This window comes from Bradyrhizobium lablabi, assembly GCF_018129385.1.
GTDB lineage: Bacteria > Pseudomonadota > Alphaproteobacteria > Rhizobiales > Xanthobacteraceae > Bradyrhizobium > Bradyrhizobium lablabi_C.
In genome coordinates this window covers 180,273-206,261 of the sequence record NZ_JAFCLN010000011.1, presented here as the reverse complement: position 1 = coordinate 206,261, position 25,989 = coordinate 180,273, and the positions used below count along the sequence as shown (strand labels likewise).

General features: G+C 63.0%; 25 protein-coding genes and 1 pseudogene. 15 read left to right on the top strand and 11 right to left on the bottom strand.

Annotated features, from left to right (window positions below; translation table 11 throughout):
• A pseudogene (locus JQ628_RS21320) lies at positions 1-197 on the top strand (hypothetical protein); the annotation flags it as partial.
• A gap of 278 nt (positions 198-475) precedes the next feature.
• Here JQ628_RS21320 and JQ628_RS21315 read toward each other — a convergent pair.
• The 3 genes from JQ628_RS21315 to JQ628_RS21305 all read right to left on the bottom strand — a co-directional run bounded on the left by JQ628_RS21315 (position 476) and on the right by JQ628_RS21305 (position 4,000).
• Positions 476-898, bottom strand: a complete 423-nt coding sequence (locus JQ628_RS21315) for a DUF5413 family protein (protein ID WP_212225092.1) — start codon at positions 896-898, stop codon at positions 476-478.
• A gap of 131 nt (positions 899-1,029) precedes the next feature.
• The gene (locus JQ628_RS21310) at positions 1,030-2,670 is read right to left on the bottom strand and encodes a hypothetical protein (protein WP_212225091.1); all 1,641 of its coding nucleotides are present in this window, start codon (positions 2,668-2,670) and stop codon (positions 1,030-1,032) included.
• Between the two features lie 37 nt (positions 2,671-2,707).
• Positions 2,708-4,000 carry an adenylosuccinate synthase gene (locus tag JQ628_RS21305; protein ID WP_212225090.1) on the bottom strand — a complete coding sequence of 431 codons (1,293 nt, stop codon included), beginning with the start codon at positions 3,998-4,000 and terminating at the stop codon, positions 2,708-2,710.
• 276 nt (positions 4,001-4,276) lie between these two features.
• Between JQ628_RS21305 and ybaK the strand changes: the two genes are divergently transcribed.
• From ybaK to JQ628_RS21285, 4 genes are all read left to right on the top strand, one after another.
• Positions 4,277-4,756 (top strand): Cys-tRNA(Pro) deacylase, encoded by a 480-nt coding sequence (gene ybaK / locus JQ628_RS21300; protein WP_212225089.1) that lies wholly within the window; start codon positions 4,277-4,279, stop codon positions 4,754-4,756.
• Between the two features lie 208 nt (positions 4,757-4,964).
• Positions 4,965-5,888, top strand: coding sequence for a DMT family transporter (locus JQ628_RS21295; protein WP_212225088.1), 924 nt, complete (start codon positions 4,965-4,967; stop codon positions 5,886-5,888).
• A 210-nt stretch (positions 5,889-6,098) separates the two neighbouring features.
• Entirely contained in the window at positions 6,099-6,908 is an 810-nt protein-coding gene (locus tag JQ628_RS21290; RefSeq protein ID WP_212225087.1) for an MlaD family protein, read from the top strand.
• A 128-nt stretch (positions 6,909-7,036) separates the two neighbouring features.
• The gene (locus tag JQ628_RS21285) at positions 7,037-8,191 is read left to right on the top strand and encodes an alpha-hydroxy acid oxidase (RefSeq protein ID WP_212225106.1); all 1,155 of its coding nucleotides are present in this window, start codon (positions 7,037-7,039) and stop codon (positions 8,189-8,191) included.
• 160 nt (positions 8,192-8,351) lie between these two features.
• On the opposite strand, the gene JQ628_RS21280 is transcribed toward JQ628_RS21285, so the two are convergent.
• Positions 8,352-8,627, bottom strand: coding sequence for a hypothetical protein (locus JQ628_RS21280; RefSeq protein WP_249128194.1), 276 nt, complete (start codon positions 8,625-8,627; stop codon positions 8,352-8,354).
• Positions 8,628-8,688: 61 nt separating this feature from the next.
• The gene (locus JQ628_RS21275) at positions 8,689-9,090 is read right to left on the bottom strand and encodes a DUF1330 domain-containing protein (protein WP_212225086.1); all 402 of its coding nucleotides are present in this window, start codon (positions 9,088-9,090) and stop codon (positions 8,689-8,691) included.
• A gap of 132 nt (positions 9,091-9,222) precedes the next feature.
• Here JQ628_RS21275 and JQ628_RS21270 point away from each other — a divergent pair, with 132 nt between their 5' ends.
• Both JQ628_RS21270 and JQ628_RS21265 read left to right on the top strand, forming a co-directional pair.
• Positions 9,223-10,068: a metal-dependent phosphohydrolase gene (locus JQ628_RS21270; protein ID WP_212225085.1), complete on the top strand. Its 846-nt coding sequence runs from the start codon at positions 9,223-9,225 to the stop codon at positions 10,066-10,068.
• 92 nt (positions 10,069-10,160) lie between these two features.
• The gene (locus JQ628_RS21265; RefSeq protein ID WP_212225084.1) at positions 10,161-11,081 is read left to right on the top strand and encodes a DMT family transporter; all 921 of its coding nucleotides are present in this window, start codon (positions 10,161-10,163) and stop codon (positions 11,079-11,081) included.
• A 42-nt stretch (positions 11,082-11,123) separates the two neighbouring features.
• Here JQ628_RS21265 and JQ628_RS21260 read toward each other — a convergent pair whose 3' ends face one another.
• Positions 11,124-11,579 (bottom strand): hypothetical protein, encoded by a 456-nt coding sequence (locus JQ628_RS21260; protein ID WP_212225082.1) that lies wholly within the window; start codon positions 11,577-11,579, stop codon positions 11,124-11,126.
• Positions 11,580-11,586: 7 nt separating this feature from the next.
• Positions 11,587-13,071, bottom strand: coding sequence for a metallophosphoesterase family protein (locus JQ628_RS21255; RefSeq protein WP_212225080.1), 1,485 nt, complete (start codon positions 13,069-13,071; stop codon positions 11,587-11,589).
• Between the two features lie 246 nt (positions 13,072-13,317).
• On the opposite strand from JQ628_RS21255, the gene JQ628_RS21250 reads away from it, so the two are divergent.
• On the top strand, positions 13,318-14,295 hold the full coding sequence (locus JQ628_RS21250; RefSeq protein ID WP_212225078.1) for a Bug family tripartite tricarboxylate transporter substrate binding protein: 978 nt from the start codon (positions 13,318-13,320) through the stop codon (positions 14,293-14,295).
• Between the two features lie 208 nt (positions 14,296-14,503).
• Here the strand turns inward: JQ628_RS21250 and JQ628_RS21245 are convergent, their stop codons facing one another.
• A complete protein-coding gene (locus JQ628_RS21245) occupies positions 14,504-16,189 on the bottom strand; it encodes a methyl-accepting chemotaxis protein (RefSeq protein WP_212225076.1) in 1,686 nt (561 codons plus the stop codon).
• A 240-nt stretch (positions 16,190-16,429) separates the two neighbouring features.
• On the opposite strand from JQ628_RS21245, the gene JQ628_RS21240 reads away from it, so the two are divergent.
• The 4 genes from JQ628_RS21240 (at position 16,430) to JQ628_RS21225 (ending at position 20,978) form a co-directional block, all read left to right on the top strand.
• Positions 16,430-17,473 (top strand): C-terminal binding protein, encoded by a 1,044-nt coding sequence (locus JQ628_RS21240; RefSeq protein WP_212225074.1) that lies wholly within the window; start codon positions 16,430-16,432, stop codon positions 17,471-17,473.
• 185 nt (positions 17,474-17,658) lie between these two features.
• Complete coding sequence (locus tag JQ628_RS21235) at positions 17,659-19,002, top strand: ABC transporter substrate-binding protein (protein ID WP_212225072.1); 1,344 nt, start codon at positions 17,659-17,661, stop codon at positions 19,000-19,002.
• A gap of 130 nt (positions 19,003-19,132) precedes the next feature.
• The gene (locus JQ628_RS21230; protein WP_212225071.1) at positions 19,133-20,089 is read left to right on the top strand and encodes a carbohydrate ABC transporter permease; all 957 of its coding nucleotides are present in this window, start codon (positions 19,133-19,135) and stop codon (positions 20,087-20,089) included.
• Positions 20,082-20,978: a carbohydrate ABC transporter permease gene (locus tag JQ628_RS21225; protein ID WP_212225070.1), complete on the top strand. Its 897-nt coding sequence runs from the start codon at positions 20,082-20,084 to the stop codon at positions 20,976-20,978. The genes JQ628_RS21230 and JQ628_RS21225 overlap by 8 nt, the downstream gene beginning before the upstream one ends.
• Before the next feature lie 109 nt (positions 20,979-21,087).
• Here the strand turns inward: JQ628_RS21225 and JQ628_RS21220 are convergent, their stop codons facing one another.
• Positions 21,088-21,636, bottom strand: a complete 549-nt coding sequence (locus JQ628_RS21220) for a cupin domain-containing protein (protein WP_212225069.1) — start codon at positions 21,634-21,636, stop codon at positions 21,088-21,090.
• Positions 21,637-21,791: 155 nt separating this feature from the next.
• On the opposite strand from JQ628_RS21220, the gene JQ628_RS21215 reads away from it, so the two are divergent.
• Positions 21,792-23,120, top strand: coding sequence for an aspartate aminotransferase family protein (locus JQ628_RS21215; protein ID WP_349628098.1), 1,329 nt, complete (start codon positions 21,792-21,794; stop codon positions 23,118-23,120).
• 84 nt (positions 23,121-23,204) lie between these two features.
• Positions 23,205-24,470, top strand: a complete 1,266-nt coding sequence (locus JQ628_RS21210; protein WP_212225068.1) for a D-amino acid dehydrogenase — start codon at positions 23,205-23,207, stop codon at positions 24,468-24,470.
• Positions 24,471-24,473: 3 nt separating this feature from the next.
• Here the strand turns inward: JQ628_RS21210 and hutX are convergent, their stop codons facing one another.
• Both hutX and JQ628_RS21200 read right to left on the bottom strand, forming a co-directional pair.
• Positions 24,474-24,986 carry a heme utilization cystosolic carrier protein HutX gene (gene hutX / locus JQ628_RS21205; RefSeq protein ID WP_212225067.1) on the bottom strand — a complete coding sequence of 171 codons (513 nt, stop codon included), beginning with the start codon at positions 24,984-24,986 and terminating at the stop codon, positions 24,474-24,476.
• A 113-nt stretch (positions 24,987-25,099) separates the two neighbouring features.
• Positions 25,100-25,435, bottom strand: a complete 336-nt coding sequence (locus tag JQ628_RS21200; RefSeq protein WP_212225066.1) for an antibiotic biosynthesis monooxygenase family protein — start codon at positions 25,433-25,435, stop codon at positions 25,100-25,102.
• A gap of 161 nt (positions 25,436-25,596) precedes the next feature.
• Here JQ628_RS21200 and JQ628_RS21195 point away from each other — a divergent pair, with 161 nt between their 5' ends.
• Positions 25,597-25,830: a hypothetical protein gene (locus tag JQ628_RS21195; RefSeq protein WP_212225065.1), complete on the top strand. Its 234-nt coding sequence runs from the start codon at positions 25,597-25,599 to the stop codon at positions 25,828-25,830.
• Positions 25,831-25,989 lie beyond the last annotated feature (159 nt).

The following is a 25,989-nucleotide window of genomic DNA, read 5'->3' as shown; positions in this document are numbered from 1 at the left end:
GCAGGGAATGCCGGGTGCGCGCTGCACCCGCGGTCCCGTGTGCGCTGCTTGCGCAACAAAAAAATGCACACGAGCATACAGGTGAGCGGAGAACACTCCGACATCCCCTGCGCAATGGCTTTACGGCTTATATCGCGCTCTCCCTGGTGAGCGGGCTTGTTGTCACCATCGCCGGCAGCACAATGCCACCGACTTAACGCCAGCGTCGCGGCGCCAGGACCACACGACTTCGCCGTACGCCCTTGCCCAGTCGTCTGCTGAACAGAGGCGTCCACCGCATCCCATCCCAACGTTTGGTGGCGACGGCCAACGCCCCTCCTCGGGGATGAGGTGCCGTTGTTATAATTCTGATTTGCCGAAATTGACAAGCGGAATATTTTTGATCTCGGGGCTTGACACGACTTCCGAAAATCAGAACCCGCCCACCCCTCGTGTCAATTTGCCGCGTTACGTCGGGCAAGATTCCGCTTTGTCGCTAGGCCGAAACAGCAGGCCTGTGCTCTTCCGCAAACCTATGCGACAGCAACGACGCCAGCGTCGCAGGCACCCAGCCGACCATTCCGTACAGGATGATCTGCACGACGCCGGTGTCCGGCCCGCGCGAGCCATAGAGCATATAGGCGGCGACAAAGCCGAGCGCGCCCACAATCAGCACACGCACCACCCAGCCGATCCGCTTGATGTGATAGAGGATGTCGTCGATCGCCCCCAGCATCAGCGCCGGCACGATGCCGAACAGATAGGCGTATTGCAGCGTCATGGCGAACACCACGAACAGCTTCTTGATTTCGCCGAGATCGGTGTGCTTCCAGTAGCCCGACGTCCAGGTGGTGACGAACAGCAGCAGGAAGCCGCCGATGAGCGGACCGATCGCGCCGAAGATCAGATAGCGTTTCATGCCGCTCCTCTCGGGCACAGCAAAATCCGACCGCCTGTCTTACGACGGTCTTGCGGAAATTTCGACGGGGTTTGCGGGTCTGTCGGCGCGGAAAATTGCACGAGGAGAAAGGCCACGGAACTGCCGGTCGCTCACTCCCCCCACGCCGCGAACGCTTCGTTGAATGCGCGTTCGCCGGGGGCGCCTTTTTCGATGGCGATGATGGCGCGGCGCTGGTTGGCGTAGACCAGCGGCACGTCGAACCAGGAGCGTTCCTTCAGGAGCTGAAGGTTGCGCGCGCGTTCGGAATCGACGTTGGACAGGCCGACCAGGAAGAAGCCGTCGGTGACCTTCACCGCGAGCGCGGAGAGCGGCGTGCCGCGCGCCTGCTCGTTCGACTTCATCAGGATGCCGGGCACGTTGCCGACGCCGCCGCCGGTGAAATCCTGCGGCAGGATGAAAGTGAGTTCCGCGGTGTGGCTCGCCGGCAGCGATGAATCGGTGTTGCGGCGGAACGACATCGTCATCTTGAACTTGCGGTCGGGGATTTCGATGTCGGCGCGCACGGCAATGTCAGGCTTCTGGTTGCCGGACGCCTTCACGGGTTCAGTGCGCCAGACCACCGAGCCGACATATTGCTTGCCCTTGGGATCGCTCGGGTCCTCGTCATACAGCACCACGCGCTGCGCGATCGGCGCGACCTGGTCCGACGACGAAGGCTGGCCGACGCGATCGGGAATTTTCGGCCGCACGCCCGGCGTGGCGGCGGGGTCCTTCGGGGCCTCCACCACCGCCGGCTGCGACTTGAACATGCCGGTGACGGTATTGACGAGCGGCCTGCCCCACAAAATGCCGGCGCCGACCAGGATCAGGACGATGCCGACCGCGATCGCGCTCTTGAACGGAAACACCGCGCCGGTGCGCGGGCGCTTGCTTGGCCTGCCGTCATCGGCGGCCGAGCCGATGCGCGAGCGCGGCGGCGGCGGCATTTGCGGTGGCGCCGCGTAGCGGTCGCCCTCGTCGATCGAATCGTCCCAGGAATAAGGCGGCGCGTCAGGATCGGCGCCGCGGTTTTCCAGATTCGGCTCGAGCCGGTCGAATTCCGGCGAGGGCGACGGCACATTGGCGTAGGTCTTGCGCGCGTTGCGGTTGGCCTGCGCGGCGGCGCGGCCGAGATCGTCGGCATCGGCCGCGATGTCGCGAAAGCCGCGCATGCCCGGGGCCTGCGGCGGGAGCGGCGGCGGAGGACCATCGTCGACGCCACGGCGCGGCGGGCCGCCCCGGCCCGGCGAAAGCTGCGGGTCCTGCATCGACACGTGCGGCTGCGGCGGTTGCGGCCGCGGCGCGGGCGGCGGCTGATCCGGGCGGAGGTTGCGCGGGGGCCTGTCATCCCCGCCGAACGGCGGACGCTGCTCGCGCGATGGCGGCGGCGGTGCGGCAGGACGCGGGCGCGGCGATGTGGGAGGTGGCGATCCGGGGGGCGGCGAGGCGGCCGGCGCACCGCCGGCCTCGGCGGGGCGCGGATTGGAACGGCGGAACGATTCGCGCCCGCTGCCGGAGCGGGACGCTTCACGGGCGCGCTGGGCGGCTTCTGATTCGACTTTGCGGACCGCCTCTTCCAGCGCCAGGCGCTCGCGGGTGATCTCGGATTCGCTGAGCGGCGGCTGCACGCTGCGGAGCTGCTGAATCAGCGCCGCGCGGGCCCGCTCATAGAGCGCACGGCGGCTCTCGCCGGGAGCACTGGGGTCCAATCCGGCGATGGCTCTTGCGATCAGCGGGTAGTAATCAGCCATTTCGACTCAACACTGCGGCCTTCCCGGTAACATCCCGTTAAGCCTCAAATGGATTTTGGACCAGGATAGTATCCTCGCGTTCGGGGCTTGTGGAAAGCAAAGCGATGGGACAGCCCACCAATTCCTCCACCCTTCGGACATATTTGATCGCCTGGGCCGGCAGGTCCGCCCAGGACCGGGCATTGGCGGTCGGCTCCTTCCAGCCCTCGATGGTCTCGTAGATCGGCTCTACCCGGGCCTGCGCGCCCTCGCCAGCCGGTAAATGGTCGATTTCCTCGCCGTCCAGCATATAGCCGGTGCAGACCTCGATGGTGTCAAACCCGTCCAGGATGTCGAGCTTGGTCAGCGCCAGGCCATGAATGCCGCAGGTGCGGACGGTCTGCCGGACGAGCGCGGCATCGAACCAGCCGCAGCGGCGCTTGCGTCCGGTATTGACGCCAAACTCCTTGCCGCGGCGGCCGATCTCCTCGCCGATCTCGTTGGTCAGTTCGGTCGGGAACGGCCCCAGCCCAACCCGGGTCGTATAGGCCTTGCAGATGCCCAGCACATAGCCGACCGCACCCGGACCCATGCCCGAGCCGGTCGCGGCCTGCGCCGCCACCGTATTGGACGAGGTGACGTAAGGATAGGTGCCGTGGTCGACGTCGAGCAACGCGCCCTGCGCGCCCTCGAACAGGATGCGCTTGCCCTCGCGGCGCTTGATGTCGAGCAGCCGCCACACCGTCTCGGTGTAGGGCAAGAGCTTTGGCGCCAGCGCCGTCAGCTCTTTCAGGATATCGCCGGCGTCGAATTCCGGCAGGTTGAGGCCGCGGCGCAGCGCGTTGTGGTGCGCCAGCAGGCGTTCGATCTTGTGCGGCAGTGTCTGCGGGTCGGCGAGATCCATCAGGCGGATGGCTCTGCGGCCGGCCTTGTCCTCATAGGCCGGGCCGATGCCGCGGCGCGTGGTGCCGATCGCGGTCGCCGCGCTGGCCGACTCGCGCAAGGCATCGAGCTCGCGGTGCAGCGGCAGGATCAGCGTGACGTTCTCGGCGATGCGCAAGTTATCGGGGCCGACCGCGACGCCCTGCCCTTTCAGCCGCTCGACCTCGTCAAGGAACGCCTGCGGATCGAACACCACGCCATTGCCGATGACGGCGAGTTTTGACGGCCGCAGCACGCCGGAGGGCAGCAGCGCCAGCTTGTAGGTGTTGCCGTTGATGACCAGCGTGTGGCCGGCATTGTGGCCGCCCTGGAAGCGCACGACGATGTCGGCCTGCTCCGATAACCAGTCGACGATCTTGCCCTTCCCTTCGTCGCCCCACTGGGCGCCGACGACGACAACATTGGCCATTTCGAAAGTCCAATCCCTTGCAACTCGAGAAGATCAGCGCATGATCCCGGTGGAAAAAAGGTCCGATCGCTGCGGATCATTGATTTAGCGTGCCCAGCCGAAATCACGGCCGGGGCCGTTCGCATCAGGGCACCCATCCGGATAAAGGAAGCGGGTGGCCGACGCAAGCAAGAACGGGGCTTTTCGGGCCTTCCGGGGAGGGTCCAAGCCATTGATATCCCCGGAAAATTTATTGTGTCGGATGACTAAAAGGTAAGGTTTAGGACAGGCCTTTAGATGCCAAAATCGACGCCGGCGACGCTCGTGCTCAGGAAGCTCGGCATCGCCTTCAAGATTCATACTTACGTCTACGATTCCACGGCGGCCGGCGGCGGCATCGGCCTACAGGCGGCGGAAGCCCTCGGCGTCGAGCCGCACCGGGTGCTCAAGACGCTGATGGCGGAAGTTGACGGCGCGCCTGTCTGCGTCGTGGTGCCCTCGGATTGCGAGGTCAGCATGAAGAAGCTGGCCGCCGCGCTCGGCGGCAAGTCGGCCAACATGATGCGCCCGGCCGATGCCGAGCGGATCACCGGCTATCATGTCGGCGGCATCTCGCCGTTCGGCCAGAAGAAGAAGGTGCCGGTCGCGATCGAGCAGGCGGCGCTTTCCAACATGACCGTGTTCGTCAATGGCGGCCAGCGCGGATTGCAGCTCGAGCTCGATCCGAACGATGCGGCAATCGCCGCCGGCGCACACGCGCATGCGCTGACGGCGTAGAGGTTTCTCGTCGTCATGCCCGGGCTTGACCCGGGCATCCACGCCTTTCCTTGTTGCACGAAAGCAAGATGTGGATGGCCGGGTCAAGCCCGGCCATGACGAAGTGAGATGCGAGGATGACGGCGTGCATGGAGGCGATGCATCTGCGCCATTGATGGACGCGCAAATTCCGTGTCTGTGACGCGGCATCATCCATCGAGCTTCGCGAATGTCCGTCTCCAATCCGCCGCAGGAAAACGCAGCCTCCAGTAGCTGGATCGCCAACCAGCCCTACATCCTGCTGTCGATCACGGCGATGTGTTGGGCCGGCAATGCGATCGTCGGAAAAATCGCGGCCGGGCACATTCCGCCGGTGACGCTGTCGTTCCTGCGCTGGTTCGTTGCCTTCCTGCTGGTGCTGCCGTTCGCCTGGAAACACCTGGTGCGCGACTGGGGCGCGATCCGCGGCAAGCTCGGCATCATGATCATCCTGTCGGTCACCGGCATCAGCGCGTTCAATACGATGCAGTACTGGGCGCTCGAGCACACCGAGGCGCTCAACACGCTGCTGCTCCAGCCGACCGGGCCGCTGTTCGTGGCGATCTGGTCGCTGGTGCTGCTTGGCGTCCGCCTGACGCTGGCGCAGGCGTTCGGCATTTTGCTGTCGATGTGCGGCGTGCTGACGATCCTGCTGCATGGCGATTTCTCAGCGCTCGAGAACATCCAGTTCAAGCGCGGCGACATCATCTTCCTGATCGCGATGTTCGTGTTCGGGCTCTATTCGGTGCTGACGCTGAAGCGGCCGGCGATCCACGGCCTGTCCTTTGTCGCGTTCACGTTCGGGGCCGGCGCGGCGGCGCTGGTGCCGTTGTTCGTGTGGGAACTGGTCTCGCGGCCGGCGATGGAGCTCAGCAGAGCGAACATCCTCTCGCTGTTCTATGTCGCGGTGTTCCCCTCGACGCTGGCCTATCTCTGCTTCAATCGCGGCGTGCAGTTGATCGGCGCCAACCGGGCGGCGCCGTTCTTCCATCTGGTTCCGGTGTTCGGCGCGGTGATGGCGTTCGTCTTCCTCGGCGAGCGGCCGCACCTGTTCGATCTCGTCGGCTTTGCACTGGTGCTGACCGGCGTGTTCGTGGCGTCGCGAAAGCCGTAAGAGAATCGGGCCTCGTGGTTCGAGACGCGCGGCGTTGCCGCGCTCCTCACCATGAGGGTCTTAGACCTCATGAGGGTCTTGGACCTCATCCTGAGGAGCAGGCGAAGCCTGCGTCTCGAAGGATGAAAGCCACCGAAAGCGCTCCCGGTGCGCGGTGACTTGACCGAACAAATCGGCTAATCCTTGCACGGTCGACCGCTGGAACCCCGCATGAAATTCCGGGCCACCAATCTGCTGATCGGAACGCTCGCGCTGGCGATCATTGGCGGCTCGTTCGGCGCCTGGCTCGGCTACCAGAAGATTGCCGGCATCAAGAAACAGGTGCCGTTCCGCGTGGTGTTCGAAGGCTCGGCCTCGGGCCTGCGCAAGGGCAGCAGCGTGAATTTCGCCGGCGTCCGGATCGGCCAGGTGACCTCGCTGAAGCTCGACCATCCCAGGCGGGTGGTGGCGTTCATGATGATTGATAACGCCGCACCGGTGCGCAAGGACACCCAGGTCGGACTGGAATTCCAGGGCCTGACCGGGATTGCCGCGATCTCCTTCACCGGCGGCACGATCGACGGCCCGCCGCCCCCGCTCGATGCCGACGGCATCCCCGTGCTCTCAGCCGATCCCGAAGGGATGCTGAACACGCAGGAAAAGATCCGCGCCGCGCTGCGCAACGTCGACCGGGTGATCGCCGAGAACGAGGACTCGGTAAAGGACACGCTGCGGAATTTCGAGACCTTTACCGCCTCGCTCTCGACCAATGGCGAGCGGCTCACGGCCATCGTCGACTCGGCGGTGGCCGGCGTCACCTCCGTCGATGACGGCTTTGCCAAGACCGAGGCTTTTCTGAAGAGCCTCGGCAGCGACAAATATGGCGGCGAGCTGCTGCCGACCGTGATCTCGCTGCGCGAGCTGGTCGAGAGTTTTGACAAGAAGTCGGATGCCTTCATCAATGACGGCCGAAAGATGCTGAACGATCTCAGCAAGTCCATCCGGGAGAGCCGGTTTGGCAGCGGCGCGCCGGCGCGCTAGCATGCGTGCCCAGGTGGCTTTGGCCGCCCAATAACAGTCCAAGAACAGATAGAGGAACGCCCGACGTGCTCGACAAGACTTCCGCGGTAGAAGCGCCCTCGCCGACCATGGTCCGCCCGCAGAGCACGGTGCCGCGCGCTCTTCGGCGCTATCTGTGCCTCGACGATTTCGAGGCGACCGCGCGAAGGATTTTGCCAAAATTCCTCTATGGCTACATTTCCGGGGGCGCGGAGAACGACGCGGCCTTGCGCGACAATCGAAGGGCGCTCGACGAATACGGTTTTGTGCCACGCGTGCTCAACGATGTCTCGCTGCGCAACCAGACCGCGACGCTGTTCGGCAAGAGCTACGCTTCGCCGTTCGGTATTCCGCCGATGGGCTCGTCCGCGCTGTGCGCCTATCGCGGCGACATCGTTTATGCGCGCGCCGCCAAGGCGCTGAACGTGCCGATGATTTTGAGCGCAGCGTCGCTGATCAAGCTCGAAGATGTCATCAAGGAAAATCCCGCGGCCTGGTATCAGGCGTATCTGGCCGGCATGCCTGAACGAATCGAGCCGCTGGTCGATCGCGTCGCGGCGGCCGGGTTCGACACCTTTGTCGTCACCGCCGACGTGCCGGTGCCGCCGAACCGCGAGAACAACATCCGCAACGGCTTTCAGACGCCGATGAAGATCACCCCGCGCGTGGCGTGGGATATCGCGACCCATCCGGACTGGCTGCTCAACATCTTTGCGCGCACCGTGGTCAGCCACGGCATGCCGAGATTCGAGAACATGGACGCGTCCGCAGGCCCGCCGGTGCTGTCGAAGAATTTGATGCGCAATATCGGCGCGCGCGACCAGCTCGCCTGGAAACATGTCGAGCTGATCCGCAAGCGCTGGAAGGGCAAGCTGGTCGTAAAGGGGCTGATTTCGCCGCAGGATGCCAAAATCGCGCGCGAAAGCGGCGTCGACGGCGTGCTGGTCTCCAACCATGCCGGCCGCCAGCTCGACTACACCTTTGCCGGCCTGCGCACGCTCCCCGAGATCGCGGCCGAAGCCAGGGGCATGACAATCATGGTCGACGGCGGCATCCGCCGCGGCACCGACGTGATCAAGGCCTTGGCGCTGGGCGCGCATTTCGTGTTCGTCGGCCGGCCGTTCCTCTATGCGGCTGTGGTGGGCGGCCAGCCCGCAGTGGAGCGCGCGATCACGCTGCTGCATGACGAGATCGACCGCGATCTGGCGCTGATGGGGATCCGGAGTCTTGCGGAGATTACGCCGGATCTGGTGCGGAAGTTTTGAGGCACGCTCCCTCCCCGCGTCGTCCCGGCGAAAGCCGGGATCCATAACCACAGGGCGCGGTTAGTTCAAAGAAAGTCGTCTCACATCTCGCTTCGACAACACGCGCCGCGGCGTATGGGTCCCGGCTTTCGCCGGGACGACGTTGGAGAGATAGCGATGCCTACCGCTGAATCGGCTCGATCTTCGCCAGCATGTCGGGCGCGCGGCTGACGCGGTAGACGGCGTTGTTGCAGATGAGGACCCAGACCGCATAGTCGGGCCTGGAGCGCTTCTTGTCCCGGACTGCGCCCACGGTCTTGTCGCAGGTAAAACCTTGCGTGCGCACCTGCGCGGCGAGTTCGGCCGTCGGTTTCTCCACCTGGGCCTGCTGGGCGTGAGCCGCGCTGGAAACCAGGACCGCGAAGGCAGCGAGTATCGACGCGTTGCGTAGGCGCATTGGGGACCCCCTTGTTATTGCTGCGCGGCCGTGAGGCCGGCGCCGAAATTATTGCACAAGCCTAGCCGATCTTGAACTTGCTGTACGCCTCCGTGGTGGCGATGATCACATGGTCCTCGCAGCCGTTCTTGCGGTGCGGATCGCATTGGGTCTCGTAATCGGCCGACGTCATCATGTCGAGGAAGGCATTGACGGAAGGATAATACACCAGCGCCAGATAATCCCACTCATTGCCGGCCTGTTCGCCGAGCGCGACCGCCCTGGCTTCGCCCGTCCACAACAGCGTACCGCCGCGCGCCTTGATCATCGGCACGGTCAGCGCGCTGTAGCGCAAGTAAGCGTCCCAGCCGGAGCCGTCGCCGTCGAGCGAACGCGCGCGAAAGCGCATCAAATTGACCATCACGACCGGATTCTGGCGATCCAGCTTTTCGAGGCCCCGGATATTCAGCAATTCCACGCCCATGACGGCTCCTTGAGAGGGCCGTCCGCGCCTCCGCGCATCGGCCGCAACGATTATGTCACACGGGACCGCTATCCTGAAACGATGTGCGACCCGACATTGCCGGGCCGCACGCGAGGTTCAGGGCACATTTCAATGATCACCGTTCCGGAACTGGCGGCCGACGCGCTCGGCAAATTCCTGGCCACCTATATGCGGCGGCGGTTCGGCACCTCGCATACGCATCTGGTGGAGATGGTGCCCTCGATCGCGCGCATCGCGATCGAATGCATCGGCAACAGCGACGCGCTCTACCACAATGTCGAGCACACCATGCTGGTAACGCTGGCCGGTCACGACATCTTGCGCGGCCGCGCGCTGCATACGCACATGCCGGCTGAAGACTATGCACACGCCATCATCGCCTGCCTGACCCATGACATCGGCTATGTCCGCGGGCTGTTCGCGGAAGACGACAAGGACGGCTATCTGGTCGATCCGTCGGGGAAGAAAGTGACGCTGCCGCGCGGCTCGTCGGACGCGGCCTTGATGCCGTATCATGTCGACCGTTCGAAAATGTATGTGATGGAGCGGATCGAGGGCATTCCCGGCCTCGACAAGCGGCGGATCGCGCGCGCCGTCGAGGGCACGCGCTTTCCCTCCAGCTTTCCCAGCGAGAACGAGGAATCCGACGAGGAGGCAGCGCTGTTGCGCGCCGCCGATCTGATCGGCCAGTTGGGGGATCCCCACTACATCCGCAAGGCCAATGCGCTCTACCACGAGTTCGAGGAAGGTGGACTGAACCGGCAGCTCGGCTATTCCTCGCCGGCCGACCTCGTCAATCTCTATCCCCAGTTCTACTGGAACAGCGTCGCGCCGCATGTGCAGACCGCGATCCGCTATCTCAACGTCACCTCGAGCGGACGGCAGTGGATCGCCAATCTCTACAGCAACGTGTTTCGCGCCGAGCGCGACATCTCGCTGTCGGGGCCGCAGAAATAGGCAAAGCGTCTGCATGGCACCAATCCGCTGCGACGGCTTGTCTGCGCAGCGCTTTCGGGCAATTTGCGGAGGTCTTCACACACTGGCCGCAATTGTCTTCGCCTTCCCGATCCCCGGTCCGCTGGCTCAACAACCAGCCTTATCTGCTGCTCAGCCTGACCTCGCTGTTCTGGGCCGGCAACATCGTGCTGGCGCGCTACGTCGCCGGTCATGTGCCGCCGATGACGCTGTCCTGCGTGCGCTGGATCGGCGCGTTCGCAATGCTGCTGCCGTTCGCCTGGCCGCATCTGAAGCAGGACTGGCCGGCGCTGCGGGCGAAACTGCCGCTGATGCTGGTGCTGTCGGCGACCGGTTTTGCCTTCAACAACGCGATCTCCTACTGGGCCCTGCAATATACCGAAGCGCTCAATGCGCTCTTGATCCAGTCGTCCGGCCCGCTGTTCGTCGCGCTATGGTCGCTGGTGCTGTTCGGCGTGCGGCTGACGCCGGCGCAATTGTTCGGCATCATCCTGTCGCTATCGGGCGTGCTCGTCATCATCCTGCGCGGCGATCTCGCGGCCCTCGCCTCGATCCATTTCAACCGCGGCGACCTGATGTTCGGCGCCGCCGTGCTGAGCTTTGGGCTCTACTCCGCGCTGATGCCGTACCGGCCGAAGACGCACCAATTGTCGCTGATCACCTTCACCATCGGCTGCGGCGCGGTGCTGCTGCTTCCGTTCGCGATCTGGGAATTTTTCCACGGCATACGGCTCAAGCCCGATGCGCTGACGGCCGTGACGATGCTCTATGTGATGATCTTCCCGTCCGTGCTGGCCTATCTCTTCTTCAACCGCGGCATCGCGCTGATCGGGCCCAATCGTTCCGCGCCGTTCCTGCATCTGGTGCCGGTGTTCGGCTCGGCGATGGCGATCCTGCTGCTCGGCGAACGGCTAAAGCTGTTTCACCTGACCGGCTACGCGCTGGTGCTGGCGGGAATCATCATCGCGTCAAGGCAGGCTTCGGCACGCGTATAGCCGGCGGCGCCCGGTTCTGACTGCTCACGCGTCCTTGAGTGCTCACGCGGCCTTGGGTTGGGCCGCTTCGGGCTCGAGCCTGGGTTTGGGTGCAGCCATCAGGTGTTTGAGGGCCTCATCGAGTTGTCCGTCCAGCTTTTCAAGCGCAACCTTCGTTCCTCCAGTTACCCCGGGCAATCCTCGTAGCAATCGCGGGGCACTGTCGATTTCCAGAATATATTGGGGCCTTCCCGTCAGTGAGGCTATGGTCGCCTCGGCAGGCGTTGACTGGTCCCCTTTTTCAATGACGGTTATGACCGCTTCGGCCGCGCCGATTTTCTTGCTTATCGCTGCAAAGAAATCCTTGGCACCCAGTATGTCCAGTTCAGGTGTCCTGATCGGAAGCGAGACATCGTGCTCGGCACCGAACTTCTTCAAAATCGCCTTGTAGATGACGGCGCTATGCGTAACTCCCTGCTCCAAGGCGGAAACCGGTGGACCCGACACATAGATTTTCATGGTGACCTCATCCAATATCGATCGTCCGATCGGGTCGTTGATACGCAACGGGCATCCGAGCGTAGACGTGGCCGTGGGCATATTCCCCGTCGCTGAACTCAAGCCTGACCTGCACAAGCATCGGCCCGTAATAGTTCATGGTAGCGCAGTATCGTTCATCTTGCTCGCGACTTACAGCGATTACCTCGTGCAGATTGCCAGCCGACCAGATTGCCCGCAGCGGCTTGTCCTCGTCTTTCTGATGTTCGGGCCGGTGAGGCTCGATCCACAGCCTCACCTCGTTATGCTGACCTGGAAGCAGCGAAGGCATCACTTCGCAAACGGGCATGTTCAGGCGAAGTTCCGCGTAGCGCCTTTTTCGAATGACCTCATCAGCCCCGTCTTCTCCGTCGGAGAATTTGCGCGAGGCGGCGGCAAACGTTTGCGGCGCTCGAGGCCCGCCCAGATATTGCCGGTCATCAATCAATTTGTCGGTCCACACCCATTCTCCCGGCAAGATTTCCCTGCCCCTGTCTTCAATCTTCAGGGACCTGGTCGACAGATGTATGCGACCCTGACGGGCCTCCGGATTCCACTTGATAGCGAGCCGATTGTAGCAATTCTGTCCGCTTCCCCGGATTTCCTTGCTGCTTACCGATCCCCCGGCCACAATCAGAATTGGAGGGCTGTTCTCTTCCCGAAATGCCGTAAAGCTGTCCTCGGAAAAATGGTAAGGCGTATGCTTGTGACCGTGCAGAACGAGATGAAATCCGAATGTTCGGAGTTCATTCAACAGATATCCCGCATTACTCACGGCATCGTACCCTTGTTCGCTTTCGGCGAGGCCTGGGATCAAAACCGGGTGATGATGGATCAAGGCGATTCGGATCGCGGAGTCCAAATCCTTGGCAGGGATGCTTTTTAGAAACTCTTTGATTCTTGTCAGCTGGAACTGATCGATTGTTCCGCGCTTTGCCTCAGGAGTGTCCTTCTGAACATATTCAGCGGAATTGAGACAAAGAATGACCGCGCCGAGATCCGCTATGCGGTTGTGAAATGAAAACCTGCTAGCCGGATCTTGAGAGTCGGCCGTTTTACCAAATGCACGATTGTGAAACGCGGTCCACGGAGCCCAACGATCTTCTGCGACCTCTTCAGCGAAACAGAGATCATGATTGCCCGGCACGACGAAGATGTTTTCGAGTCCGCGCGGACGCCCTAAGATATCCGACGCGGCCAACTGCTTGATCAAGTCCGCCGCATGGCGAAGTTCGCGGGCAGTGCCGGTCTCGACCAAATCCCCAGTAATACATACGATGACGGGGCAATCTGGATCGGCCACGGCGAGGTCTCTGAGCAAGCTGTCGGCGAGCGTTGGGTGGCCCGCTTTCGGCAGATTGCCTGCGCCTACTGCTTTCCCGGGCGAGAAACGGTGGTGATCGCCAAAATGGACGTCCGACAAATGGACCACGACAAGCTGTCTCGTCAGTGGCTCGACTTTGACCTCGCCCACGCCACGCCCCCTAACGCTAATCAACTGGAGGTTAATATGAGTAAAGGCTGACATCCAGCACTTTAGCATGGGTCAAGCCGCATTTGATGTTCGCCGGTGCAGCCTTTCTGATGTGATAGCTACATGGACGAGCAATGACCATCGTTCGGTTTCGTCGAGTTTCCCTCGATAAGTCAGCTTCCACTCACGATCGGGAACGGCTAGTTTCCCGGCCAATCAGAACAGCATCCCGGGAGAAGAGAATTGATGATCGCGTTTTTCAGGCATTTTTTGCGCGCTGCGGCTATTGCGCCGCTGGTTTGGGGACTGGCTTCCGCCGCCTCCGCACAAGCGCCCTACCCCAACCGCAACATCACCCTGGTGCTGCCATTCGCGGCCGGTAGCGGCACCGACACCACGACGCGGCTGATCGGCAAGGAAGTCGGCACCGCGCTCGGCGTCAGCATGGTGATCGACAACAAGGCCGGCGCCAACGGCTCCATTGCCGCGAGTTACGTCGCCCGCTCGCCGGCGGACGGCTACACGCTGTTCGTCACGACCAACACGACCCATTCGGCAAATCCGTATCTGCTGAAGAACATGACCTACGATCCCATGAAGGATTTCACGCCGATCGCACGCACCGGCGATCTGCCCTTCATGCTGGTGATTCACCCGGATGTCCCCGCCAACTCGGTCGCCGAACTGATCGCGCTCGCCAAGAAGGACCCGGGCAAATATTCCTACGCCAGCGGCTCGTCATCGGCGATCGTCTCCGGCGCGACGTTTGCGCGGCTCGCCGGCATCGACCTGTTGCACGTGCCCTACAAGAGCTCGCCGCCGGCGCTGACCGACGTGATCGCCGGCCGCGTCTCCATGATGTTCATCGACGTGCCGACCGGCCTGCCGCATGTCAACGCCAAGGCGCTGAAGGCGCTCGCCGTCACCACCAAGCGCAAATCGGCGCTGCTGCCGCACTTGCCGACCATGGACGAGACCGTGAAGGGCTTTGACATCACCTCATGGCAGGGCTGGCTCGGCCCGGCCAACATGCCAAAGGACATGGTGACCAAGCTGAACGCGGAAATCCGCAAGGTGATCGAGCGGCCGGATATCAAGAACCAGCTCGCCGAGCGCGGCATGGAGGCGTTCTCGGGCACGCCGGAAGAGTTCGAGGCGTTTCTGAAGGAGCAGCTCGTGCTGTGGGAGAAGCTGATCGCCGACGCGGGAATCGAGAAGCAGTAGGGTGTGGATACGTAGGGCGGGTTAGCGAAGCGTAACCCGCCGCCGCTGTCTGGTGAAAAGATGGCGGGTTACGCTTCGCTAACCCACCCTACGAAACCAAACAAAAAATGCCCGGCTTGCGCCGGGCATTTTCGTCGTGGTGCTGAGAAACTCTTTTATTTGCGCATGATCTTGTCCGAAAACCGGTCTCCACTTTTCGGGATCATGCTTACGCCGCGCGGACCTTGGCCAAAAATTCGTCGACGGCATTGCGCAGCATGCCGGACTGGTTGTCGAGCTCCCTGGCGTTCGAGAGCACGTCAGTGGCCGCCTTGCCGGTGGCGGAGGCTGCCGAGGTGACGCTGCCGATATTGGCGTTGATCTCGTTCGAGCCGGCCGCAACCGACTGGATGTTGCGGGCGATCTCGCGCGTCGCATCGCCCTGCTGGTCGACGGCGGTCGAGATGCTGACCGTGATCTCGCTCATCTGCGCGATGGTCTGGCTGATGCCGCCGATCGAGGCAACGGCCTCGCTGGTGGACGCCTGCATCGCCGCCACCTGCGCCGAAATTTCTTCGGTCGCTTTCGCAGTCTGGTTGGCGAGCGCCTTCACTTCGGAAGCGACCACCGCAAAGCCGCGGCCGGATTCGCCGGCGCGCGCCGCCTCGATGGTGGCGTTGAGCGCCAGCAGGTTGGTCTGCGCCGCGATGCTGTGGATCAGCTTCACCACCTCGCCAATCTTCTCGGCACCGGTCGAGAGCGCCTGAACCGTGGAGTTGGTGCGCTCGGCATCGCCGACCGCCTTGCTGGCGATCTCGCTGGAGCGCGCCACCTGGCGGGAGATTTCCGCGACCGAAGAGGAGAGCTCTTCCGCCGCGGCCGCGACGGTGCCGACATTATTGGAGGCGCTTTCGGACGCCGCGCTCACCGTGGCGGCGCGCGCGCTGGCGTCGCTGGCGGTCGCCGTCATCGACTGCGCCGTGCCCTGCATGCCCGTCGCCGCCGAGGAGACCGAACGGACGATGCCGGAAACGGAGCGCTCGAAATCGTTGGCGAGGTTCTCCATTGCGGAGCGGCGCTCGGCCGCGACGCGCTTCTGGCTCTCGGCTTCCGCCTGCTCCAGCCCGCGGATGCGGATCGCATTGTCCTTGAATATCTGGACGGTGGCCGCCATCGCGCCGATCTCGTCACCGCGGCCGAGGCCCGGGATTTCGCCGTCAAGCTTGCCGTCGGCGATATCCTGCATGCGGGCGCCGAGCTGGCCCAGCGGCTTTGCGATGCTGCGGCCGATCAGCCAGGCGATGCTGCCGGCGATAATGGCGATGCCGAGGACGGCCAGGCCGAGCAGCCAGGCGATCGGCTTCATCTTTTCGTCGAGGTCATCGAGATAGGCGCCGGTGCCGAGATACATGTCGAAGCCGGGAACGGCGACCGCATAGCCGATCTTGCGGATCGGCTTGTCGGTGCCGGGCTTCATGTACTCATAGGTGAGCAGGATTTCGCCGTTCTTCTTCACCCCTTCCATCAGCTCGCGCGACAAATAGCGGCCGTTGGTCACGACATCCATGCGGTTCTGGCCGATTTGCGCCGGATTGGGCGCCATCACCGTGATGCCGTCATAGCGCGTGCCGAACAGGTAGCCGTTGCCCTTGTCGTAGGTCAGCGTATTGCCGCGCTTGCTCAATTCGGCGAGCGCCGCTTCCTTGGTCATCTTGCCGGCGTCGACTTCCTTCTTGAGCCCGGCGGCCATGTTGAGGCCCATGTCGACGATGGCGCGGGTCTGTTCCATGCGAGCATTGAACATCTCGCGCTGCATCAGGTGGCCGGCGAGAACGCCTGCCATGCAAAGGCCGATGAGGGTCACCCCCACCAGAATTCCCAGCTTGGGGGTAATCTTCAGATTGGTCAGCTTCACAGGATTTCTCCGGAAAATGTGCGTGGCAGGGCGATTAGCGGATTGATTCGGCTGACCTTATCGTGAGAGGTTTTAGCGCTTGGTTACGAGTTCCCTCCGTAGAAGTCCGGTGGCGCACAACTGGCGCTTTGCTCCCGAGCAACCGGCAATTGCAGAGACGGACAGAATGACGCAGGCAACGGTGAAAAGTCGCCGTCATCAATCAACACCGACGAGTCAAATCGGGAGCGGGAGCAGGAAATGCCGAAATTCAGGGTTGTGACGCCGAAAGGCGCAAGTTTCACGGTGGCCGGCGGCGGTTACGACTATGAGAAGGAGGCGCTCGATCCGATCGGCGCCGAGATCGTCGAGGCGCCGGCCAACGAGACGGAATTCATCGCCGCGGCAAAGAACGCGGATGCGATCTACGCCAAGGGCATGCCGATCACCAAGACGATCATCGACTCCCTGGAGAACTGCAAGGTCATCACGCTCGGCAGCGTCGGCGTCGACAGCGTGGATGTAAAGGCCGCGACCGCCCGCGGCATTCCCGTCACCAACATTCCCGACACCTTCATCGAGGAAGTCGCCGACCACGCCATGATGCTGCTGCTGGCCGGCTTCCGCCGGCTGGTCGAGCAGGACAAGATGGTGCGCACCGGCCGCTGGTCCGAGGGCCGGCCGGCGCTGCTCAAGATCCCGCGCCTAATGGGACAGACGCTCGGCTTCATCTCCTTCGGCCGGGTCGCCCGCGCCGTCGCCAAGCGCGCCGCGCCGTTCGGCCTGCGGATGATGGCCTACGATCCCTTCATCCAGGAAACGCTGATATCGGAACATGGCGTGATCCCGGCGACTCTGTCGGAGGTGTTGTCACAATCGGACTTCCTCTCGATGCACGCCCCTGCGCGCCCCGAGGTGCATCACATGCTCGGCGAGAAGCATTTCCGGCAGATGAAGAAGAACGCGATCTTCATCAATACCGGCCGCGGTGCCACCGTCGACGAGGAAGGGCTGATCAAGGCGCTGCAAGAGGGGTGGATCGCGCATGCCGCGCTCGACGTGCTCGAGAAGGAACCGCCCTCGCACAACAACCCGATGCTATCCATGGAAAACGTCACCCTGACCGCGCATGTGGCTTCGGCGTCGGCACGTTTTGACGAAGCGCGCAAGCGCCGCGTAGGCTACGAATTGTCACTGGTCCTGTCGGGCATGTGGCCGGTAAGCTGCGTCAATCCGTCGGTGCTGCAAAATACCTCACTGCGCCGGTGGCAGCCGGTCAGCATGGACCGCGGCCCGAACAGCTAACGGCCAACCGCAAGGCCGGTCGTGATCGCGATCATTTGCAGATGATCCGATCATACGAAATGATGGTGATCATGCCCTGCAATTTCGGGCATGATTGCAGCGGGAGCCGGTTTTACGGACCGGAATACCAAGACGACGTTCACCGGCGATTCAACGTCCGGGAACGAAAACAGGGAGAAAAACGAATGTCGAACGATATCACTCGCCGCGATGCGCTGGCGCTGGGCGTCTCGGCTGCCGCGCTGGCAGTGACCGGGGCCAAGGCTCAGACTTCCCCCATCAAGGCCGCCGATGTGCCGGCCCCCAAATTCGCGATCGAAAAGGGCGCGACCCTGCGCATGCTGCGCCCGGTGCGCTTCGTGCAGGCCGACGAGGACGTGTTCCGCGCCAATGCCGCAAAATTCACCAAGGACACCGGCGTCGAGGTCAAGGTCGACTTCGTCGGCTGGGAGGACATCAACCAGCAGACCGCAGTGACCTCCAATTCCGGCGCCGGCCCGGATATGATCATCGGCTTCTCCGATGCGCCGCACATCTATGTCGACAAGCTGGTCGAACTGACCGATGTCGCCGACTATATCGGCAAGCGCTACGGCGGCTGGCTGCCGCTGGCGCAGACCTACGGCAAGCGCAGCAAGAGCAACGCCTGGATCGGCTTGCCGTTCGGCGCGACCGCCGGTCCCCTGATCTACCGCAAGTCGGTGCTGAAATCGGTCGGCTTCGACAAGGTCCCCGAGGATCATGCCGGAATCGTGGATCTCTGCCAGAAGCTGCACAAGGCCGGCAAGCCCGCAGGCTTTGCGCTCGGCAACGCCAAGGGCGACGGCAACGGCTTTGCCAACTGGGCGCTGTGGTCGCACAACGCCGCCCTGCTCGATGAAGAGGGCAACATCACCATCAACAGCAAGGAGACCATCGCCGCGCTGAACTGGATCAAGCAACTGTACCCGACCTTCATCGCCGGCACGCCGTCGTGGAACGACGTCAGCAACAACCGCGCCTATTCCTCGCAGGAAATCTCGCTGACCGCCAACGGCGTCTCGCTGTACTTCTCGCTGAAGAACGATCCGGCCACCAAGGCGATCGCCGAGGACAGCGAGCATCAGTTGCTGCCGAAGGGTCTTGCCAAGGTTTCGCCGATGGCGGGCCTGACGCTGAACGCGATGCTGTTCAAGCACAGCCAGTATCCCAACGCCGCCAAGGCATTCCTGACCTACATGCTGGAAAAGGATCAGTACGAGCCGTGGCTCAATGCCAACTCCGGCTACTGGTCACAGCCGCTCGCCGCCTATGCGGACGCCGCGGTCTGGTCCAGCGATCCCAAGGTGACGATCTTCAAGGATACGATGAAGAGCACCTATTACGACGGCTACAAGGGACCGATCTCGACCGCCACAGGCGCGGTCAGTGCCGATTATGTGCTGATCCAGATGTGCGCCGCGGTTGCAACTGGCGCCCAGACGCCGGAGGCTGCCGCCGCGGAAGCGGAGCAGCGCGCGAAGCGGTATTTCCGGCGCCAGGGCCGGTAACGTCATTGCGAGCGAAGCGAAGCAATCCATCTTGCCGCGAGGAAGAATGGATTGCTTCGTCGCTTTGCTCCTCGCAATGACGAACATATCGCAATGACGGCATGGTGAATTAGAACAGGACACCGACCGAATGTCCGTAACGACAATATCCGCGCGCAGCTATGCCCAGCACCAGCCGGGCTGGTTCGCCCGGCTGCTCGACAACAAGCTGTTTTTGATCGTCGTGTGCCTGACGCCCGCGATCGGCCTCCTGACGGTGTTCCTCACCTATCCGCTCGGGCTCGGCGTCTGGCTCGCCTTTACCGACACCACCATCGGCCAGCGAGGCATTTTCGTCGGCTTCGAGAATTTCCAGTACCTGCTCAAGGATCCCTTGTGGTGGGGCGCGGTGTTCTACAGCATCTTCTACACCGCGGTCGCAACCTTCGGAAAATTCGCGCTCGGCTTCTGGCTGGCGCTGCTGCTCAACAACCACATCCCGCTCAAGAGCCTGATCCGCGCCATCGTGCTGTTGCCGTGGATCGTGCCGACCGTGCTGTCGGCGCTGGCATTCTGGTGGATCTACGATCCTCAGTTCTCGATCATCTCCTATCTGCTGGTCGACGTGCTGGGCTGGCGCTCGACCAATATCGACTTCCTCGGCACGCCATGGCCGGCGCGCTTCTCGCTGATCGCCGCCAACATCTGGCGCGGCATTCCGTTCGTGGCGATCTCGCTGCTGGCGGGACTACAGACCATCTCGCCCTCGCTCTATGAGGCTGCGATGCTGGACGGCGCCACCGCCTGGCAGCGCTTCCGCTACATCACCTTCCCGATGATGATGCCGATCCTCGCCATCGTCATGACGTTCTCGATCATCTTCACCTTCACCGACTTCCAGCTCGTCTACGCCATCACCCGCGGCGGGCCGGTCAATTCGACGCATCTGCTCGCGACGCTGGCGTTCCAGCGCGGCATCGCCGGCGGCGAGCTCGGCGAAGGCGCGGCAATCGCGGTGTCGATGGTCCCCTTCCTCGTGTTCGCGACGTTGTTCAGCTACTTCGGCCTCGCGCGCCGCAAATGGCAGCAGGGAGAAGCCAATGACTGACACCGCCGTACAGCAGCAGGCAAGCGCGACCTCCGCACCGGAGACGATGGCGTGGGATTCGCGCGCGCGGCGGATGGTGATGATCTATCTGCCGCTGTCCTGCTTCGTGCTGATCCTGCTGTTCCCGTTCTACTGGATGGCGGTCACCTCGTTCAAACCGAACGCGGAGCTGCTGAACTTCAAGGATCACAACCCGTTCTGGATTACCTCGCCGACGCTGGCGCATATCAAACATCTGCTGTTCAACACGGCCTATCCGACCTGGCTGAAGACCACGATGTTCGTGGCGATCGGATCGACCTTCCTGTCGCTGTTCGCTTCGACGCTGGCGGCCTATGCGATCGAGCGTCTGCGTTTTCGCGGCAGCCCCTATGTGGGCCTCGGCATCTACCTCGCCTACCTCGTGCCGCCCTCGATCCTGTTCATTCCGCTCGCCACCGTGATCGTGCAGTTCGGCCTGTTCGACAGCCCGATGGCGCTGATCCTGGTCTATCCGACCTTCCTGGTGCCGTTCTGCACCTGGCTGCTGATCGGCTATTTCAAGTCGATTCCCTATGAACTGGAGGAATGCGCGCTGGTCGACGGCGCGACGCGGCTACAGATCCTGCGCAAGATCACGCTGCCGCTCGCGGTGCCCGGCCTGATCTCGGCCGGCATCTTCTCCTTCACGCTGTCCTGGAACGAGTTCATCTACGCGCTCGCCTTCATCCAGAGCGGCGCCAACAAGACCGTGCCGGTCGCGATCCTGACCGAGCTCGTCACCGGCGACGTCTATCAATGGGGCGCGCTGATGGCAGGCTCCCTGCTCGGCTCGCTGCCGGTCGCGCTGTTCTATTCGCTGTTCGTCGACTACTACGTGTCGTCGCTGACCGGCGCGGTGAAGGAATAGGCCCACTCCCTTTCGTCATTGCGAGCGAAGCGAAGCAATCCAGCTTCCTTCGCGGCAAGAAAGCTGGATTGCTTCGTCGCTTCGCTCCTCGCAATGACGAATTAGCGCTTCAAAAAGTCGGCGGCGTGCAGGCGCTGATCAACTCGCACGGTTTGGCGCCGACGCAGCGAAAACGGTGCGGGCGGCGGCTCTCGAAATAATAGGCGTCGCCGGGATCGAGGATGCGGCGCTCGTCGTCGACGGTCACTTCCAGCCGGCCTGATATCACGATGCCGCCCTCCTCGCCGTCATGCACCAGCAGCACGCGCCCGGTGTCGGCGCCCGGCTCGTAGCGCTCTTTCAGGATCTGTAGCGCGCGGCCGAACAGATTGTCGCCGACCTGACGGTACGAGATCGGCTTCTTGCCGATCTCGGTCAGCTCGTCGGAACGGTAAAACACCTTGCGCGGCCGGTCCGGCTCGAGCGCGAAGAACTCCGCCATCCCCATCGGAACGCCGTCGAGGATGCGCTTGAGCGCGCCGACCGAGGGGTTCATCTGGTTGGATTCGATCAGCGAGATCGTCGAATTGGTCACGCCGGAGCGTTTGGCAAGCTCGCGCTGCGACAGCTTGTGGCGGCTCCGAATGAATCGCAGCCGCCCACCGATATCGACGCTCATGGCAAGTCCCTGTTGCAGGTGTTGCGGATCGCACAAATATGCCTTGGTCGAACCAACAAAATCAATGGGTTGCGGGAGCGCAGAAAAGGACTTGTTGAGTGCTCGCGAGCGTGGCCCGGTACTGTCTTGAGCTGCCAGCACAGGAGCGAGACGCCGTGACCGTTCATCAGAAGCCGAACACCCTGCAAACCGATTCGTTCTGGATGCCGTTCACGGCCAACCGGCAGTTCAAGAAAGCGCCGCGGCTGTTCGCGTCCGCCGAGGGCATGCATTACACCACCGTCGACGGCCGCAAGGTGATCGACGGCTCCGCCGGCCTCTGGTGCGTCAATGCGGGTCACGGCCGACGCCAGATCGCCGCCGCGGTCGAACGGCAATTGACCAATCTCGATTTCGCGCCCTCGTTCAACATGGGCCACCCGCTGGCGTTCGATTTCGCCGAGCGGCTGGCCGAGATCGCGCCGAAGGGGCTCGATCGCATCTTCTTCACCAATTCAGGTTCGGAATCGGTCGACACCGCGCTGAAGATCGCGCTGGCCTACCAGCGCGCCGTCGGACAGGGAACGCGGACGCGGCTGATCGGTCGCGAGCGCGGCTATCACGGCGTCGGTTTCGGCGGCATGTCGGTCGGCGGCATGGTGGCGAACCGCCGCGCGTTTGCGACCCATCTGCCTGGCGTCGACCACATCCGTCACACCCATGATCTCGCCCGCAACGCCTTTGCCAAGGATCTGCCAGAGCATGGCGCAGAGCTTGCCGACGATCTCGAGCGGATGGTGGCGCTGCATGGCGCCGACACCATCGCCGCCGTCATCGTCGAGCCGGTGCCGGGTTCGACCGCCGTGCTGCCGCCGCCCAAGGGTTATCTCAACCGCTTGCGCGAACTCTGCGACAAGCATGGCATCCTGATGATCATGGACGAGGTCATCACAGGTTTTGGCCGGCTCGGCACGCCATTCGCCGCCGATTATTTTGGCGTGACGCCGGACCTGATGACCACGGCCAAGGGCATCACCAACGGCACCGTTCCCTGCGGCGCCGTGTTCGCCAGCCGCAAGATCCATGACGGGCTGATGACCGGCCCCGAAGGCACCATCGAGCTGTTCCACGGCTACACTTATTCGGCGCATCCGGTGGCCTGTGCTGCCGGCATGGCCACCCTCGACATCTACAAGGACGAGCAGCTGCTGACGCGCGGCGCGAGCCTTGCCGAATACTGGCGCGATGCGCTGCATTCGCTCAAAGGCCTGCCGAACGTGATCGACATCCGCAATGTCGGCCTGATGGGCGCGGTGGAGGTTTCGGCGCGCAAGGACGGGGTGGGAACGCGCGGCTATGACATCATGGTCGATTGCTTCAATCGCGGGCTTTATCTGCGCATGAGCGGCGATTCCTTTGCGATGTCGCCGCCGCTGATCGTCGAGAAGAGCCATATCGACGACATGGTCTCGATCCTCGGGGACGCGATCAAGCGCGTGGCCTGATCCTTGCTCTTGCTACGCATAGAGCTGCGGTATCGAACCTTTCAGCGGCGGTCGAGCAGTGCCGCCGCAGAAGCTTGAGGGATCGTGAAGATCATCGTTCTCGGCAGTGGCGTGATCGGCGTCTCCACCGCCTATTATCTGGCGCGCGCCGGCCATGAAGTTGTTGTCGTCGACCGCCAGGCCGCCCCTGCCCAGGAAACCAGCTTTGCCAATGCCGGCGAAGTGTCGCCCGGCTATTCCTCGCCCTGGGCGGGACCGGGCGTGCCGGTAAAGGCCATCAAATGGCTGCTGATGCGGCATGGCCCGCTGGTGATCTGGCCAAAACTCGATCCACGCATGTGGATCTGGGGCCTGAAGATGCTGCGCAACTGCACGGCGGAGCGCTATGCCATCAACAAGCGCCGGATGATTCCGATCGCCGAATACAGCCGCGATTGCCTGCGGGCACTGCGTGCCGAGATCGGCATCAAGTACGACGAGCGCAGCCGAGGCACGCTACAGCTGTTTCGCCAGCAGAAGCAGCTCGACGGTACCGGCGACGACATCGCGGTGCTCAAGCAATATGGCGTTCCCTACGAGGTGCTGGACCGTGACGGCTGCATCGGCGCCGAGCCTGCGCTGTCGGCGGTGAAGGAAAAATTCGTCGGCGGGCTGCGGCTGCCGCAGGACGAGACCGGCGATTGCCATATGTTCACGCAGGCGCTCGCCGCAGAAGCTGCAAAGCTCGGCGTGCACTTCTTGTTCAACACCGGCATCGATCGCCTGGTCGCGGAGGGCGAGCGCATCACGGGCGTCGTCACCAACGCCGGACTTTTGCAGGCCGATGCCTATGTCGCCGCACTCGGCAGCTGGTCGCCGCGAATGCTGAAACCCGTCGGCATTTCAGTTCCGGTCTATCCCATCAAGGGCTATTCGATCACGGTGCCTGTCATCGACGAAAGCGGCGCGCCGGTATCGACCGTGATGGACGAAAGCTACAAGGTCGCGATCACGCGGCTCGGGAGCCGTATCCGTGTCGGCGGCACCGCAGAAATCTCGGGTTACTCTGCCAGCCTCGACGCGGCGCGGCGGGCAACGCTCGACCATTCGCTATCAGACATGTTTCCGCGCGGCGGCGACCTCGGCAAGGCGACGTTCTGGTCCGGCTTGCGGCCGATGACGCCCGATGGGCCGCCGGTGATCGGCGCGACGCGCTACACAAATCTGCATCTCAATACCGGTCACGGCACGCTCGGCTGGACCATGGCGTGCGGCTCCGGCCGCGTGCTCGCCGACCTTCTGTCCGGCCGCAAGCCTGACATCGATACCAGCGAACTGACGCTGGCGCGCTACGATCATCGGTTCGGATAGGCTTCAGGCAGCCTTCGCCGGCGCGATCCGGTCGGCAAGCGCCCTGAAACGTTCGAGTTGGTCGGTGCGCAGCGCGCGCGTCTCGTCGCGGCCGACAAACACCTTGAACATGACGCCGCCATCGACATTGATGAAGGCGATGAAAGCCGAGGTCTTGCCCATGAAGGGGCGTTCGACAAAGGCAATCGCGGCGCAACGCTCGTGCCGCAGATGGCCATGCAGCCCCTTCGGCTGCATCAGGTTGAAATAGCCGCGGCCGATCTCGCCGGCGGGAATGGCGCCGGTGAATTCGAAGATCGCATCATCGGTGTGGACGATCAGCGTCACCTCGCCCCACTCTGCAATGTCGGTCATCGCGGCGGCGAACTCGCCGCCGCCGATCCGCACCATCTCTGCCGGCAGCGCCTCGATCACCGCGCGCGGCGTGACCTTGCGCTGCTTCGCAACGTCCTCGATCACAGCGCCCGGATTCTCGGCCATGTGGGCCTTCAGTTCGGCAAGCTCCGTGCTCAACATACGCACCGTCCTCCTTGTTTGAGCATGATCTCGGCGCAAACGCTTCGCGTTTGTCGCAGGGAAAACCGGTTTCCACTTTGCGCTAACGCGGCCCTGCGGGTCCGGATCATGCTCTAGGCCGCCGCGCTCGACTTGCGCTCGGTCAGGATCACGTCGAAGCCTTCGAACTTGGGATGGCCGAGATAGAGGCTTTCGCCGGTCTTGTTGTCGGCTCTGGCATGCGCGCGGCGAAACTCTTCCGAACGGGTCCAGGCCTCGAACGCCGCCTTGTCGGCCCACACGGTGTGCGACGAGTACAGCGTGTGATCCTCGGCCTCGGGGCCTTTCAGCAGATGAAACTCGACAAAGCCCGCCATGTTGGAGAGGTAGGATTCCCGGCTGGACCAGAGGGTCTCGAACGCCTGCTCGGAGCCCTTCTTCACCTGGAACCTGTTCATCGCGATAAACATCTAAGCTTTCTCCTTGGCTAGGGGCGTGCTTCGCCGGTGAAGCGCGCCGTTTGGCTGGGCTTGGAAGTACGAACGCGCCAAAGCCGCGCTGGAGCGCGGTTCGGCGAGAACTGGAGTTTAAACTTCGATCTGCGGCTTATGCTCCACCAAAATGGATATTCATGGCGGCCTTGTACACCCCGCCCGGTCCGGGGCTCGACCACAGCACGTCGTTCTGCTCGGAGATACGCGCGGCCGTTTCCGGCCCGGCGGCCTGCGCAAATGCAGCGGTTGAAAACATCACCGCCAATGAAAATACCGACGCGCCCAAAATCAAGGCACGCGAATGCCTGGCCCCGAAAGCCATATGCCCCAACCTGTTCTTCTCTGGATCTGGCTGGCTGGCGCCGCTTTAACTTGCGCGGCTGCTTGCTGGCTACCACTTGTCGCGACCGGGCCACCCCGTTCGTATCGCCTTCATATTGGTTACGTCGCGGTGCCGGAACCGTCAATGGGCCGCAAACCGCTCTTTATATCGATTGTAAACTGCGGCGGTTGGATTGCGCTGCGATCGA

What these genes read in the sequence shown, in the direction of transcription:
- JQ628_RS21315 (WP_212225092.1), bottom strand. Translation starts at nt 898, where the DNA reads ATGAAACGCTATCTGATCTTCGGCGCGATCGGTCCGCTCATCGGCGGC.
- JQ628_RS21310 (WP_212225091.1), bottom strand. Translation starts at nt 2,670, where the DNA reads ATGGCTGATTACTACCCGCTGATCGCAAGAGCCATCGCCGGATTGGAC.
- JQ628_RS21305 (WP_212225090.1), bottom strand. Translation starts at nt 4,000, where the DNA reads ATGGCCAATGTTGTCGTCGTCGGCGCCCAGTGGGGCGACGAAGGGAAG.
- ybaK (WP_212225089.1), top strand. Translation starts at nt 4,277, where the DNA reads ATGCCAAAATCGACGCCGGCGACGCTCGTGCTCAGGAAGCTCGGCATC.
- JQ628_RS21295 (WP_212225088.1), top strand. Translation starts at nt 4,965, where the DNA reads ATGTCCGTCTCCAATCCGCCGCAGGAAAACGCAGCCTCCAGTAGCTGG.
- JQ628_RS21290 (WP_212225087.1), top strand. Translation starts at nt 6,099, where the DNA reads ATGAAATTCCGGGCCACCAATCTGCTGATCGGAACGCTCGCGCTGGCG.
- JQ628_RS21280 (WP_249128194.1), bottom strand. Translation starts at nt 8,627, where the DNA reads ATGCGCCTACGCAACGCGTCGATACTCGCTGCCTTCGCGGTCCTGGTT.
- JQ628_RS21275 (WP_212225086.1), bottom strand. Translation starts at nt 9,090, where the DNA reads ATGGGCGTGGAATTGCTGAATATCCGGGGCCTCGAAAAGCTGGATCGC.
- JQ628_RS21270 (WP_212225085.1), top strand. Translation starts at nt 9,223, where the DNA reads ATGATCACCGTTCCGGAACTGGCGGCCGACGCGCTCGGCAAATTCCTG.
- JQ628_RS21260 (WP_212225082.1), bottom strand. Translation starts at nt 11,579, where the DNA reads ATGAAAATCTATGTGTCGGGTCCACCGGTTTCCGCCTTGGAGCAGGGA.
- JQ628_RS21250 (WP_212225078.1), top strand. Translation starts at nt 13,318, where the DNA reads ATGATCGCGTTTTTCAGGCATTTTTTGCGCGCTGCGGCTATTGCGCCG.
- JQ628_RS21240 (WP_212225074.1), top strand. Translation starts at nt 16,430, where the DNA reads ATGCCGAAATTCAGGGTTGTGACGCCGAAAGGCGCAAGTTTCACGGTG.
- JQ628_RS21235 (WP_212225072.1), top strand. Translation starts at nt 17,659, where the DNA reads ATGTCGAACGATATCACTCGCCGCGATGCGCTGGCGCTGGGCGTCTCG.
- JQ628_RS21230 (WP_212225071.1), top strand. Translation starts at nt 19,133, where the DNA reads ATGTCCGTAACGACAATATCCGCGCGCAGCTATGCCCAGCACCAGCCG.
- JQ628_RS21225 (WP_212225070.1), top strand. Translation starts at nt 20,082, where the DNA reads ATGACTGACACCGCCGTACAGCAGCAGGCAAGCGCGACCTCCGCACCG.
- JQ628_RS21220 (WP_212225069.1), bottom strand. Translation starts at nt 21,636, where the DNA reads ATGAGCGTCGATATCGGTGGGCGGCTGCGATTCATTCGGAGCCGCCAC.
- hutX (WP_212225067.1), bottom strand. Translation starts at nt 24,986, where the DNA reads ATGTTGAGCACGGAGCTTGCCGAACTGAAGGCCCACATGGCCGAGAAT.
- JQ628_RS21200 (WP_212225066.1), bottom strand. Translation starts at nt 25,435, where the DNA reads ATGTTTATCGCGATGAACAGGTTCCAGGTGAAGAAGGGCTCCGAGCAG.
- JQ628_RS21195 (WP_212225065.1), top strand. Translation starts at nt 25,597, where the DNA reads ATGGCGGCCTTGTACACCCCGCCCGGTCCGGGGCTCGACCACAGCACG.